Raw genomic sequence first — 12377 nt, 5'->3', positions numbered from 1 at the left:
GCCTGACGCCCCGCACGACGACGGAGGCCACCTGCGGACCCGGTCCGCAGGTGGCCTCCGTCGTGCCCGGCCCGGGGGCCGGGCACCGGGTCACTCGAAGGGCAGCGTCACCGACGACGCCTCCCCGGTGCCCACGCTCGGGCTCGCGGTGCCGAGCGCGCTCCACACCTCGACGCTCACGGTGCCGCCGTCGAGGTCGTCGAGCGCGCCGCCGGTGACGGTGACCGGACCACGGGTCGACGTGTACGACTCCGCACCCGGCACGGGGTCGGTGGCGAAGTACGGGTACGTCTCGGTGCGGTCCACCGTCCCGTCCCCGGTGAGGTCGTAGCCGACGCGCACCTGCACCGCCAGCCCGACGACGTCACCGGCGTCCACCGCCAGGGCGAACGCGGTGTCGCCACCGGTGTAGGCCGCCGTCAGCCCTGTCGCGGCGAACGTCGTCGCCCGGTACGGGGTCCCGTCGCGGGTCGCGCCCTGCGCGCCCGCCAGGTCGGTCCAGCCCTGCGGCCCGGGCGCGGCGGCCAGGGTCGCGGCACCGGCGTCGAGCACCAGGTAGCGCTGGGCGGCGAAGGACGGCTCGGGCGTCGGGTCCGGGCTGACGGTCGGGTCCGGCGAGGGTTCCGGCGACGGCTCCGGGGACGACGGTTCCCCGCTGGGTTCCGGGTCGGGCGTGACGCTCGGCTCGGGCGACGCCGTCGGACCGCCGCCGGCGCTGCCGCCGGACCACTCGTGCGCCCCGAGGGCCACCGTGCGGCCCGCCGGGACCTCGACCTCGGTGCCGTCGGTGAACGTCACCGTGATCGGCGCCGACGTCACGTTGGACGCCACGTAGGTGCGTCCGTCGCCGTCGAACGCCACGGCCAGCGGATGGTCGGCGCGCACGTCGCTCGCGACCGTTCCCAGCTCCGCCAGGTTCGCGATCCAGTGGTAGGTGTGCGCGCGGGTCTCACCCTCCTCGGGCGTGAACGACGTACCCTCCCACGCCTGCAGCGCCCGGGGCGCGTCGCCGAGGGCGAGGTGGTTCCACGCGATGTCCTGCCAGACGGTCGGCGGGCCGCCGTTGACGGACACCAGGTGCTCGTAGAGGTCCACGACGTTCTCGGGTGAGGACCCGAGGTACAGGTGCGAGCCCGTGATGGGCAGCGTGTTGATGCCCTGGATCATCTCCGGCTCGCCGCTGAACCACGTGGCGTACGCCCCGCCGTCGCCCCACACCATGCCGACCACCGGGTGGCCGAACTCCTCGGGGAACGTGGAGCCCTCGACGTCGAACCAGTAGCGGTCGATCGCCGCCGCCTGGGTGGCGAACACGTACGCGCCGGCGTCGCGCACCTCACGGTCGCCGGTCGCCTCGCCCCACTGGATCAGGGCGCCCGCGAAGTTCATGCCCTCCGAGCTGGACTCCTGGTTGTTCCCCGCGGCGAACGCGCCGTGCCCCGACGCCCAGTCGTGACCGGCGTAGATGTCGAAGTCGCGCAGGTAGGGGAACCGCGTCTCGTCACGGTCGTAGCCGTTCGCGTCGCGGATCAGCAGGTCCACCATCGGTCCGTAGTCGGCGGCCCACTGCGGGTCGAACCGCGCCAGCGTGGCCGCCGCGGCGATGAAGTACCCGTAGTGGAAGTGGTGGTCGTTGAGCTCGGTGTCGGACCCGTACGACGCCGGGAAGCCGACCAGCGTGCCCCAGTCCGCGTCGTACGCGAACACCTGCTCCGTCTTGCCGGTGGTCGCGGTGAACCAGTCGGTGAGCACCGCGCGCACGTCCGCCAGGGCGGCGTCACGCTGCTCGGTGCGGCCGAGCTGGTCGGCGATCTCGACGATGCGGGTGGCGCGGCCGAGGGCCTTGCCCGTCCAGTACGTGTCGGCCTTCTGCTGGCCGAGGGGGTCGCCCAGCTCGTCGAGCAGCGCCTCCAGCGTCGCCCGGCCCGCGCCCGACGACGTCGCCACGGCCGGGACCTCCGGCAGCAGCCCGCCGAACGGGGTCGCGGTGGTGAACCCGTCGACCCCGGTGAGCACCGCCAGGTCGCCGCGGGCGGAGACGTAGGTCGCCCCGGAGGGTTCGTCGCCGGTGAGGTAGGCGCTCTGGTGCGGGTAGAGCGCGGCGACCGTGCCGGCGTCGTCGGCGCCCGGCCACGGCGTCGTCTCGATCGCGTACGTGGTGCGCACGACGCCGTCGGCCTCGTCGTAGACGTAGTCCGCCCGCGTGCCGGTCACCGGGGCGCGGCCGGACGCCGTGTAGGCGTCCACGAGCGCGTCCCGCTCGGACGCGCTCCCGTCAGGAAGCAGCGCGACGGCGAACCTGTCCGTGGGTGCGGTGCGGGTCGTGCCGCTGCCCGTCCAGCGGACGTCGGCCGGGACGACGGCGAGGTAGTCGGCGCCGCCGACGCTCAGGCCGATCCGTCCCGGCTCGTCGAGCCACACCTGCGGCGTGCCGGCGAGCGTGAGCTGCGCGTCGCCGCCGTCGGCCTCGAACCAGGCGATGGGCAGCCCGTGGCCGATCGTGGCGCGCAGCGACTGCTGACCGTCGTCCCAGACGGGGTCCACCGTCCAGTCCGTCCAGCCGCCCACGGAGACGTGGTCGGCGTCGAGCCCCGCCACCCCCGCGCGCAGGTCCTCGGTGTAGGGGAAGTGGTACTCGGAGACCCCGGTGGGCGTGCCGCTGATCGACGGCGTGGTCGTGTACGAGATCCCCAGCCCGCCCGCGGACGGCTGGTAAGACGCGGGATGGGCGTGCAGCGGCGCGCTCCAGGCGCAGTCGAACTTCTTGAACGCCAGCGACGACCACCAGTCGTTGGTGGGCAGCGGGGTGTCGGGCGCGTCGTCGGTGACGAAGGCGCGCGGATCGGCCTCGATCGCGGCGCAGCCCTCGGGCGACGGTCCCACGGGGTCGGTGGTGTAGCTGCCCTCGCCGGCGTCGACGATCTCGGCGCTCGCGGGGGAGGCCGTGGCGACGAGCGCGCCGCCGACCAGGAGCGCGAACGCGGCGGCGCCGGCGGTGCGTCGGCGGTGGGTCCTGCGGCGGGACAGTGAGTGATGACTCGTGTCACTCGGTAAGGCGGACTGATGCTTGAACGTCATCGTTCGGTCACCTCGGGGAGTTCGGCATCCTCGCGAGCGACCGCCCGGCGCCCCCTTGTCGGCCTCGTCGCCGGCCCCGGAGCGGGCTCGTGGATGCGTGTGAACACGAGGTTACGCGGTTTGGTGACACGTGCAACCCTGAGGGTCCCGGCTGAGGGCCCGTGGCCGAGGATGCGGCCGGCCGATGCGTGCGCGAGACGGGAGTCGAACCCGCACGTCCGGGGACACTGGGACCTAAACCCAGCGCGTCTGCCTGTTCCGCCACTCGCGCGTACCCCCGAATCCTACGGCGCGGGGAGGGCGGCGAGGTCAGTCGATGCCGAGGGACCTGCGCAGCCGGGCGACGTGCCCCGTGGCCTTGACGTTGTGCTGGGCGACCTGCACGACGCCGTCGGTGCCCACGACGACGGTCGACCGGATGACGCCGGTGTAGGTGCGCCCGTAGTTCTTCTTCTCGCCCCAGGCGCCGTAGGCCTCGAGCACCGTGTGCTCGGGGTCGGACGCGAGGGGGAACGTCAGGGCGTCCCGCTCGGCGAACTTCGCGAGCCTGGCGGGCTCGTCGGGGGAGATGCCGACCACGGTGTACCCGGCGCCCTGCAGCGCGGCCAGCGAGTCGCGGAAGTCGCACGCCTGCGTCGTGCAGCCCGGCGTCATCGCCGACGGGTAGAAGTACACGACGACCCCCTTGTCGGCGCCCTCCAGCACGTCCGCGAGCGCCACGGTGCCGCCGTCGGCGGTGGGCAGGGTGAAGTCGGGGGCGGTGTCGCCGACGGCGAGCGTCACGAGGTCTCCTCGGGTCAGGGTGCGGGCCGCCGTCGAGCCTAGCCTCCCGGCGGGCGGGGTTGGAGACGTGCGCCCGGGCTCGCGTAGCGTGGGCTCGTGAGCTCCGCAGCGCCCAGCACCTCGACGTCGGGTACCGACCCCTTGCCGATCCGCATGCTCCACGACCGGATCCTCGTCGACCCGGAGGTCGACGCCTCCGAGCGGCAGTCGTCGGCCGGCCTCGTGATCCCGGCCACCGCCGCCGGGCCCAAGCGTCTGGCGTGGGCGAAGGTCGTCGCCAAGGGTGAGCACGTGCGCCAGGTGACCGTGGGCGACCGGGTGCTCTACGACCCGGAGGAGCGCGCCGAGGTCGACCTCGGCGGCACCGACTACGTGCTGCTGCGCGAGCGTGACGTCCACGCCGTGGCGGAGCGTTCCGACGACGACGGGTCCACCGGTCTGTACCTGTGACCTGCGCGGGGACCGGCCCGGCCGGCGCGACGGTCGCGCGGCGCTCGCGGTCCGGCTGTCACGGAGGTCACAGCCCGTGCGGCGTCGTCACGGTGCCGCACGGGGCCCGGAGCCTGGTAGAGTTTCCAACCGCGACGCGCCATTAGCTCAATTGGCAGAGCAGCTGACTCTTAATCAGCGGGTTTGGGGTTCGAGTCCCTGATGGCGCACCGGCAACGGCACTTCTCCGCCTCGGCGGAGGGGGTCCGCGCCCACGCGCCATTAGCTCAATTGGCAGAGCAGCTGACTCTTAATCAGCGGGTTTGGGGTTCGAGTCCCTGATGGCGCACCAGCGAGGCCCTCGCCGCATGCGGTGGGGGCCTTCGTCGTGCGGTGGCACGATGGGTCGATGATCTCCACCGCGCTCGCCGGCCGTCTGAAGGACGCCGGGCTGGTGTGGAAGCCCGCCGACGGCGACCGCTTCCACATCGACGCCCCGGACCTCGGCGCCGACGTCTTCACGGTCTCGACGATGACGATCGAGGCCCACCACTTCCCGACCGGCACCGTCCTCGGGTTCAACGGCACCACCGAGTGGGCGCTGGACTCCGTCAGCATCGAGGACACCCTCTGGCTCCCGCGCGAGGACCAGCTCCGTGACCTGCTGGGCGGGACGTTCCGCGGGCTGCGGCACGACGACGGCGCGTACGTCGTCGACGTCGACCTCCTGGGCGAGCAGCGCACCTTCAGCGCACCCGAGGCGGCGGACGCCTACGGCGAGGCCCTGCTCGCCCTCGTGGACCTGTCGACGGCGGACTGACGCCCGTTCCGCGGCCGGCGACGGAGCGGTTGACCGGACGGTCGGGGCCGATTGACGGGGCGGTCGGGGGCGGCGTCGTCGGCCCGTAGGCTTGTCCGGTGCCCGACACCCCTGCCCGAGAACCGGTCGACCCGCGCCTGCACCGCCAGCCGTTGAGCTACGTGCGGCGCACCGCGCGCCTCACCCCGAGCCAGCAGCGGGCCTGGGACGCGCGGCGCCACCGGTACGTCGTCGAGGTGCCGCACGAGCACGAGGACCGCGAGCTGTCCGTGCTGCCGGGCTGGACGTTCGACGCGGCCGCCGCGTTCGGGCGGACCGCTCCGCTGGTGATGGAGATCGGCACAGGGCTGGGGGAGTGCATCGTGCACGCCGCCGCCACCCACCCGGAACGTGACCACGTCGCCGTCGAGGTGTACACCCCGGGGGTGGCGCAGACCATCGTGCGTGCCGGGCATGCCGGCACCGACCCCGCCGACGCGGGCGGCGCGCCGGGCCAGGAGCTCACGAACCTGCGGATCATGCAGGTCGACGCCGCCCAGCTCCTGGCGCGTGCGCTGCCCGAGGGCAGCCTCGACGAGCTGTGGGTGTTCTTCCCGGACCCGTGGCCCAAGCAGCGCCACCACAAGCGACGGCTCGTCACCCCGGAGTTCGCCGCGCTGGCCGCGCGGGTGCTGCGGCCGGGCGGGCGCTGGCGTCTGGCGACGGACTGGGCGGAGTACGCCGAGGTGATGCTCGCCGTCGGGGACGCCGCCCCGGGCTTCCGCAACGCGCACGGCCCGGGTGGGCGTGCCCCGAGGTTCGAGGGCCGGGTGCTCACCAGCTTCGAGCGCAAGGGACGTGACGCCGACCGCGCGGCGACGGACCTGGAGTACGTGCGTCTCTGACGCCCCCGCCCCACCCCCCCTCTCACCGCACCCACCTCCGCCGAGGTGGTGGGTGCTGGGGGAGGAGTGTCGGGCGGCCCTGCACGGCGGGTCCGTCAGTCGTCGAGGCCGCGGGCGCGCAGCGCCTCGCCGAGCGCGTCGGCCCGCCGCAGCCCGCCCACCACGAGCGGCACCGCGAACGCCCGCAGGTCCCGCTCACGGCCCCTGGCGCGCTGGGCGTCGCGGACCTCGCCGGCCAGGTCGGCGACCACCGGCACCGACCGCACGGCGAGCGCCAGCACGAGCGCGACCCGTTCGGCGTCGACGCCCAGCCGCGCGAGCGGGCGCAGCGCCCCCTCGAGCGCGTCGAGGATCGCCGACGTCGGCGTGGTGAGGGTGACCAGCCCGGCCAGCGCCACGAGCACCAGCAGGCGCGTGGTCAGCACGACGGCGCCCAGCGGCCCCAGCGTCCACACCTGGACGGCCAGCAGCACGGGCACGAACCAGCGCAGCGGGCGCACCTGCGACCACAGGGCGCGCGGGCCCAGGCGCGCGAGGGCGTACAAGACCAGGGTGACGACGACGGCGACCGCCACACCCGGCACGGAGTCCACGGCGAGCAGCGCGATCGAGCACACGGCGAGCGCGACGAGCTTCACCCCGGCCCCGAGCCGGTGCACGAGGCTGCTCGCCGGCGGAGACTGCACCGCGCGCGTCGTCCAGGCCGTCATGCGCTCATCAGCGTCCGGTAGGCGGGCACCGCCACGGAGGGCACGTCGTCGACGACGACCCGGCCGTCGTCGACGACGAGCACCCGCTCGTAGTCCGCGACGAGGTCCAGGTCGTGGGTGACGAGCACGACGGACTGCTCGAGCCCGGCCAGCAGGGCGGCCACGCGCGCGGTGTTGCGCAGGTCGAGCAGCGTCGTCGGTTCGTCGGCGACGACGAGCGCCGGGTCGGTGACGAGCACGCTGGTCAGCGCCAGGAGCTGCTTCTGCCCGCCGGACAGCAGGTGCGCGGGGTGGTCGGCGTGCCCGTCCAGGCCGTGCCGGGCCAGCTCGGCGTCGACGCGGGCGGCGATCTCCTCGCGCGACAGGCCGCGTCGGCGCAGCGAGTAGGCGACGTCCTCGGCGACGGTGGGCATGACGATCTGGGCGTCGGGGTCGGTGAACACGAACCCGACGCGACGGCGCACCTGCCTGCCCTGGCGGCGTGTGCTGAGCCCGTCGACGCGCACCTCGCCGGACGTCGGCAGCACCAGTCCGTTGAGGAGCCGCGCCAGGGTGGACTTCCCGGAGCCGTTCGCCCCGATGACGGCCACCCGGCGTTCCGTGATCTCCAGGGTCACCCCGCGCAGCACGTGGCGGCCCTCGCGGCGCACGTGGACGTCGTCGAGGAGGATCTGCGTCATCGGACCACCTCCACCAGGACGGCGACGCCCTGCCCGCCCGCCGCGGCCGCGGCAGCCACCCCCAGGGTGCCGGGCGCCGCGCCGCCACGGACCAGCCGCGCGAACAGCCGGACCGCGGCCACGGCGCCGCTCGCGCCGAAGGGGTGGCCGTAGCCGAGCGCGCCGCCGTCCGGGTTCCAGCGGGGGTCGTGGACCACGTCGACGCCGAGGTCCTGCCCGGTGGCGAGCACCTGGACGGCGAACGCCTCGACCACCTCGAACGCACCGACGTCGTCCAGGCCCACCCCGGCGCGGTCGCACACCCGGCGGACCGCCGCGCCGACGGCCAGCGGGGCGTCGGCGGGCACCCCCGCCACGGTGGCCGTCGCCACCAGCCGCAGCCCGCCGACGCCGGGCGGGCGCGCGTCGTCGGCCACGAGCGCCACCGCGGCGGCGCCGTCCGCCGGGGGCGCGGCGGACAGGGCCGTGACGGTGCCGTCGGGGGTGAATGCGCCGGGCAGGCGTGCCCGCACGGCGTCCGGCAGGGCGCGGGCGTGCTCGTCGGCCGCGAGCGTGCCCACCGGGACCGTCTCGGCGTCGAGACGTCCGGCCTGGTGGGCGGCGAGCACCCGCTGGTGCGAGGCGGTGGCGACGGCGTGCTGGGCGGCGCGTCCCAGGCCGCGGTCGCGGGCGAGCACCTCCGCGGCGACGCCGAGGTCCGGGTCGGCCCACGGCGGGGGAGCGAACGAGGCCCGCGCGTAGTCCAGCGGGCCGTGCGCGCGTCGCGGCGCCAGCCCGGCCACCTCGACCCCGCCGGCGAGCACCGTGGCGGCCTGACCGGCGTCGACCAGGGCGGCGCCCAGCGTGATCGCCGCGAGGCCCGAGGCGCACTGCCGGTCCACGCCGACCCCGGGCACGTGGCGGCCGAAGGCGGCCAGGGCGGCTCGCCGTCCGACGTCGCCGCCGTGCCCCGCGGCGTTGCCGAGCACGACCTCGTCGACCTCGACGGTGCGGCCCGGTGCGGCACCGAGCGGTCCGGCGGGCGCGAAGCCGCCCGGCGGGGTGCGGGTCGCACCGGCGTCGTGGGCGCAGGCGCTCAGCACGGCCGCGGCGAGGGTGGTCTCGTCGTGCGCGCCGTGGCCCGCCCCGGCGCGGCTGATCCAGGTGCGTCGCGCGGCCACGACGACGCTCATCGCAGCGGTTCCAGGCCGGCGAGTGCGGGACTGTGCGTCCCGGCGACGGCCGAGCCGATCGCGGCGCGGGCCGGCTTGCCGGCGCCGGTGCGCGGCAGCGCGTCGAGCCGGTACCAGCGCCGCGGTCGTTGGGCCGGCGCGAGGGTGGCGCGGGCGACGCGTTCGAGGTGGGCCCGCAGCCCGGGCCGCGCGTCCGCCTCGACCACGGCGACGACGACGGCGCCGAGCCGGCGGTGCGGGGCCCCGACGACGACGACGTCGCGCACCCCGGGGACGGGCCGCAGCGCGACCTCGACGTCCTCGGGCACGACGGTGGCGCCCGCCGTGAGGATGGCGCCGTCGCCGCGGCCGCGCAGCACCAGCGGCTCGTCGCCGTCGCCGTCGGGCAGGTCGGCGAGGTCGCCGACCGTGCACCAGCCGCCCTCTCTCCGCAGCGGACCGCGCGCGCCCGCCAGGTAGCCGTCCGCCGTCCAGGGCGAGCGCACCCACACCTCGCCGAGGTCGGTGCCCTCCTGGGGGCGCACGTCGATCTCCACGTCGGGGAAGGGGCGCAGCCCGGCGCCGGTGTCCACGGCCACGAAGCTCAGCTCGACCGCCCCGTAGTAGGCGACGACGCCGATGCCGTGGGCTGCCGCCCGCTCGCGCTGGGCACGGTCCAGCCCCGCCCCGCCGACGACGACGGTGCGCAGCCGGGAGGGTGCGCCGGCGTCGAGGGCGTCGAGGACGTCGTCCAGCCGGGACGGCACGACGTGCGCGACGTCGCCGTGCGCCAGGGCCGCCGTCGTCGTCGCCGGGGTGGGCACCAGGTCGGCGCAGGCCCCGGTCCCGAGGGCGTGCAGGGCGGCGAAGCAGTGCAGCGAGCTGGCGAGCGGTCCGGTGATCAGCACGGTGTCCTGCGGTCGCGTGCCGGTGAGGTCGGAGACGTGGCCGAACGAGCGGGTCCACGACCCGCGGCTGCGCGTGATGGCGCGGGGGCGCCCCGTCGAGCCGGACGAGAACCCCGCCCACGCGGGGGCCTCGAGGTCGGGCTCGCTGCAGGGATCGGGGTCGATGCCGGGCGGCAGGCCGACGTCGGCCGCGCGGGGCAGCGGCACGGCGACGACGACGGCAGGTTCCAGCGTGCGCAGGACCTCCGCCCGCTGGTGGACACCCCAGGCGGGATCGCCGACCAGGGCGACCCCGCCCGCGTGGTCGACCGCCAGCAGGGCGACGAGCGTGTCGAGCGCGTCGCCCAGGGTGAGGGCCACGAGGTCGCCCGGTGTGAGCCCACCCGCGCGCAGGTGCGCCGCCCCCGCACGCACGTCGGCGGCGAGCTCGGCGTACGTGCGCCGCCGGTCGTCGCCGACGAGGGCGGTGCGCCCGGCGTCCGGTCCGGCGCCGCGGCGCAGCACGAGGTGGGCGACGGGCACCGCTCAGGCCTCCGGGCGGTGGTGGGCGAACGCGGCGGGGTAGGCGCGGGCGACCCCGACCGTGACGGACGCGCAGGCGAGCGCCTTGAGGACGTCGCCGGGCAGGAACCCGAGGGACAGCACGGCGGTCTCGCCGAGGGGCGTCCCGGTGACGAGGGCCTGCACGGGGATCCCGATCGCGTAGATCACGGCGACACCGCCGACGAGGCTCGCGGCCAGCACCCCGAGGAACGTGACCCGGCGCAGCCGTCCGACCAGCAGACCCACGACGAACGCCCCGACCACGAACCCGAGGAGGAACCCGGCGGACGGGCCGGCGAAGGCTCCGAGCCCCCCGCGGCCACCGGCGAGGACGGGCAGGCCGGCGGCGGCCAGCGCGAGGAAGGTCAGCACGGCCAGGGCCCCGCGGCGGGCCCCGAGGATCGCCCCGGCGAGCATGACCCCGAGCGTCTGCAGGGTGATCGGGACGGCGTTAACGAGCACGCTGATCGTCCCCGGCATGCCCAGCACCGCGATGAGCGCGGCGAACGTGGCGATCCGGGCGGCGTCGGCGGCCACCATCGCCCCGGCGCGCACCGTGGCGTCCTGCGTGCTGCCGCCCGCGGCACCCGCCGCGTCGCCGCCCCCGGGACGCGGGGCCGGGCGGTCGGCGTGGTGGGCGGTCGCGGGCTCGGTGCCGGTCATCGTGCTCCTTCGTCGAGGGGATCTGGCGCAGTCACCACTGTGTGCGCCCGGCGCCCGGCCCGTCGTCCGCCACCGGGCCAGGTGCGCGCCGTCGTCGTGCACGGATCGCACAACCGGTTGTCCGGTCCCACCCAAGCATCCGGCGCCGGTTCGGGGGAAGTCTCCAACATCGCAGGGCGTCTCGGGCTGCGCGGCCGGGCGCGGCGCGACACGATGCCGGTATGGAGACCTACGACGTCATCGTCATCGGAGCGGGCCCCGTGGGGGAGAACGCCGCCGACCGTGCCGCCCGGACCGGGCTGTCCGTCGCGATCGTGGAGGCCGAGCTGGTGGGAGGGGAGTGCTCCTACTGGGCGTGCATCCCCTCCAAGACGCTGCTGCGTCCCGGTGCTGCCCGCGAGGCGGCCCGGCAGGTGCCGGGCCTCGCCGACCCGGGCGCCCCCGACGCGGCCGCCGTCCTGGCCTGGCGCGACGAGATGACCTCCGACGGCGACGACGCCGGCCAGGTGCAGTGGCTCGACTCGGCGGGCCTGGCGCTCGTGCGCGGCCACGGACGCCTCGTCGGCGAACGGCTCGTCGAGGTCACGCCCGCCCAGGGGGTGGACGACGACGCACCCGGCGAGCCACGACGCCTCGAGGCGCGCTACGCCGTCGTCGTGGCCACGGGCAGCTCGGCCGTGCTGCCCGGTGTGCCCGGACTGGCCGAGGCCAACCCGTGGACGTCCCGCGAGGCGACGTCGGCCGAGGCGGTGCCGGAGTCGCTGGTGGTCGTGGGCGGGGGAGTCGTGGGCTGCGAGATGGCCACGGCGTACGCCGACCTCGGTGCCCGGGTGACCCTGCTGGCGCGCAGCGGACTGCTCACCGGAGCCGAGCCGTTCGCGGGCCGGGCCGTCGAGGAGTCGCTGCGCGCGGCGGGCGTCGACGTGCGGCTCGGGGCCGAGGTGCAGGGCGTCGAGCGGCCGGAACCCGGCGGCCCGGTCACCGTGACCGTCGTCGACGCCGACGCGGGCGCCCCGGCGCAGGTCACGGCGGCCGAGCTGCTGGTCGCGACCGGGCGTCGACCCCGCACCGGCGACGTCGGCCTCGACACCGTCGGCCTGGACCCGCACGCGGCCCTCGAGATCGACGACACCACCGCCGTCGTCGGCGCCGCCCCCGACGCCGCGGGCAGGCCGTGGCTCTACGCGTGCGGTGACGTCACCGGCCGCGTCGCGACCACCCACCAGGGCAAGTACCAGGCCCGCGTGAGCGGCGACGTCGTGGCCGCCCGCTTCGGGGCGGACGGCGCACGAGCAGCCGAGGTGCCGACGTCGGACCAGGGCGGCTGGAGCCGCTACGAGGCCCGCGCCGACCACGGTGCCCAGACCCAGGTGGTGTTCACCCGACCGCAGGTCGCCTGGGTCGGGCCCACCGAGTCCCAGGCGCGCGCCGCGGGCCTGGCCGTGCGCGCCGTGCCCTTCGACCTCGCCGGTGTCGCCGGGGCGAGCCTGCTGACGCCCGAGTACTCCGGGCGCGCCCAGGTGCTCGTGGACACCGAGCGCGAGGTGATCGTCGGGGCGACGTTCGTGGGACCCGAGGTCGGCGAGATGCTGCACGCCGCCACCATCGCCGTCGTCGGCGAGGTGCCGCTGCACCGCCTGTGGCACGCCGTGCCCGCGTTCCCCACCGTCAGCGAGGTCTGGCTGCGGTTCGCCGAGGAGTACGGACTGTGAGGACGCCCGCGGACCG

11 protein-coding genes and 3 tRNA genes are annotated in these 12377 nt (G+C 75.9%); 6 read left to right on the top strand and 8 right to left on the bottom strand.

Going from position 1 to position 12377, the window contains the following annotated elements; translation table 11 throughout:
- Nucleotides 1-90: 90 nt before the first annotated feature.
- The 3 genes from ACNHYB_RS05770 to bcp all read right to left on the bottom strand — a co-directional run bounded on the left by ACNHYB_RS05770 (nt 91) and on the right by bcp (nt 3861).
- Nucleotides 91-3078 carry a glycosyl hydrolase gene (locus ACNHYB_RS05770; RefSeq protein ID WP_418277449.1) on the bottom strand — a complete coding sequence of 996 codons (2988 nt, stop codon included), beginning with the start codon at nt 3076-3078 and terminating at the stop codon, nt 91-93.
- A gap of 189 nt (nt 3079-3267) precedes the next feature.
- A tRNA-Leu gene (locus tag ACNHYB_RS05765) sits at nt 3268-3349 on the bottom strand.
- 38 nt (nt 3350-3387) lie between these two features.
- Nucleotides 3388-3861, bottom strand: coding sequence for a thioredoxin-dependent thiol peroxidase (gene bcp, locus ACNHYB_RS05760; protein WP_418277448.1), 474 nt, complete (start codon nt 3859-3861; stop codon nt 3388-3390).
- A gap of 96 nt (nt 3862-3957) precedes the next feature.
- Between bcp and ACNHYB_RS05755 the strand changes: the two genes are divergently transcribed.
- From ACNHYB_RS05755 to trmB, 5 genes are all read left to right on the top strand, one after another.
- Nucleotides 3958-4311: a GroES family chaperonin gene (locus tag ACNHYB_RS05755; RefSeq protein WP_418277447.1), complete on the top strand. Its 354-nt coding sequence runs from the start codon at nt 3958-3960 to the stop codon at nt 4309-4311.
- A gap of 136 nt (nt 4312-4447) precedes the next feature.
- A tRNA-Lys gene (locus tag ACNHYB_RS05750) sits at nt 4448-4520 on the top strand.
- 46 nt (nt 4521-4566) lie between these two features.
- Nucleotides 4567-4642 (top strand) — tRNA-Lys (locus tag ACNHYB_RS05745).
- Between the two features lie 57 nt (nt 4643-4699).
- Nucleotides 4700-5110, top strand: a complete 411-nt coding sequence (locus tag ACNHYB_RS05740; RefSeq protein WP_418277446.1) for a pilus assembly protein CpaE — start codon at nt 4700-4702, stop codon at nt 5108-5110.
- Between the two features lie 98 nt (nt 5111-5208).
- A complete protein-coding gene (gene trmB / locus ACNHYB_RS05735) occupies nt 5209-5994 on the top strand; it encodes a tRNA (guanosine(46)-N7)-methyltransferase TrmB (protein WP_418277445.1) in 786 nt (261 codons plus the stop codon).
- Nucleotides 5995-6089: 95 nt separating this feature from the next.
- Here trmB and ACNHYB_RS05730 read toward each other — a convergent pair whose 3' ends face one another.
- The 5 genes from ACNHYB_RS05730 to ACNHYB_RS05710 are packed head-to-tail and all read right to left on the bottom strand — an operon-like array spanning nt 6090 to nt 10649.
- Nucleotides 6090-6704, bottom strand: coding sequence for an energy-coupling factor transporter transmembrane component T family protein (locus tag ACNHYB_RS05730; protein WP_418277444.1), 615 nt, complete (start codon nt 6702-6704; stop codon nt 6090-6092).
- Nucleotides 6701-7384, bottom strand: coding sequence for an energy-coupling factor ABC transporter ATP-binding protein (locus ACNHYB_RS05725; RefSeq protein WP_418277443.1), 684 nt, complete (start codon nt 7382-7384; stop codon nt 6701-6703). Before ACNHYB_RS05725 ends, ACNHYB_RS05730 begins: the two co-directional genes overlap by 4 nt.
- A complete protein-coding gene (locus ACNHYB_RS05720; protein ID WP_418277442.1) occupies nt 7381-8556 on the bottom strand; it encodes an acetyl-CoA C-acyltransferase in 1176 nt (391 codons plus the stop codon). The genes ACNHYB_RS05725 and ACNHYB_RS05720 overlap by 4 nt, the downstream gene beginning before the upstream one ends.
- The gene (locus tag ACNHYB_RS05715; protein ID WP_418277441.1) at nt 8553-9965 is read right to left on the bottom strand and encodes a class I adenylate-forming enzyme family protein; all 1413 of its coding nucleotides are present in this window, start codon (nt 9963-9965) and stop codon (nt 8553-8555) included. The genes ACNHYB_RS05720 and ACNHYB_RS05715 overlap by 4 nt, the downstream gene beginning before the upstream one ends.
- A gap of 3 nt (nt 9966-9968) precedes the next feature.
- On the bottom strand, nt 9969-10649 hold the full coding sequence (locus ACNHYB_RS05710) for a biotin transporter BioY (RefSeq protein WP_418277440.1): 681 nt from the start codon (nt 10647-10649) through the stop codon (nt 9969-9971).
- A 221-nt stretch (nt 10650-10870) separates the two neighbouring features.
- On the opposite strand from ACNHYB_RS05710, the gene ACNHYB_RS05705 reads away from it, so the two are divergent.
- Nucleotides 10871-12361 (top strand): dihydrolipoyl dehydrogenase family protein, encoded by a 1491-nt coding sequence (locus ACNHYB_RS05705; RefSeq protein ID WP_418277439.1) that lies wholly within the window; start codon nt 10871-10873, stop codon nt 12359-12361.
- The last annotated feature ends 16 nt before the right edge of the window (nt 12362-12377 follow it).

The organism is Isoptericola jiangsuensis, from assembly GCF_048320105.1.
Lineage (GTDB): Bacteria > Actinomycetota > Actinomycetes > Actinomycetales > Cellulomonadaceae > Isoptericola > Isoptericola jiangsuensis_A.
This window is presented reverse-complemented; position numbering and strand designations above follow the sequence as displayed.

Coding starts and splice junctions, on each gene's coding strand:
- ACNHYB_RS05770 (WP_418277449.1), bottom strand. CDS start 3,078: ATGACGTTCAAGCATCAGTCCGCCTTACCGAGTGACACGAGTCATCAC.
- ACNHYB_RS05725 (WP_418277443.1), bottom strand. CDS start 7,384: ATGACGCAGATCCTCCTCGACGACGTCCACGTGCGCCGCGAGGGCCGC.
- ACNHYB_RS05730 (WP_418277444.1), bottom strand. CDS start 6,704: ATGACGGCCTGGACGACGCGCGCGGTGCAGTCTCCGCCGGCGAGCAGC.
- ACNHYB_RS05710 (WP_418277440.1), bottom strand. CDS start 10,649: ATGACCGGCACCGAGCCCGCGACCGCCCACCACGCCGACCGCCCGGCC.
- ACNHYB_RS05720 (WP_418277442.1), bottom strand. CDS start 8,556: ATGAGCGTCGTCGTGGCCGCGCGACGCACCTGGATCAGCCGCGCCGGG.
- ACNHYB_RS05705 (WP_418277439.1), top strand. CDS start 10,871: ATGGAGACCTACGACGTCATCGTCATCGGAGCGGGCCCCGTGGGGGAG.
- ACNHYB_RS05740 (WP_418277446.1), top strand. CDS start 4,700: ATGATCTCCACCGCGCTCGCCGGCCGTCTGAAGGACGCCGGGCTGGTG.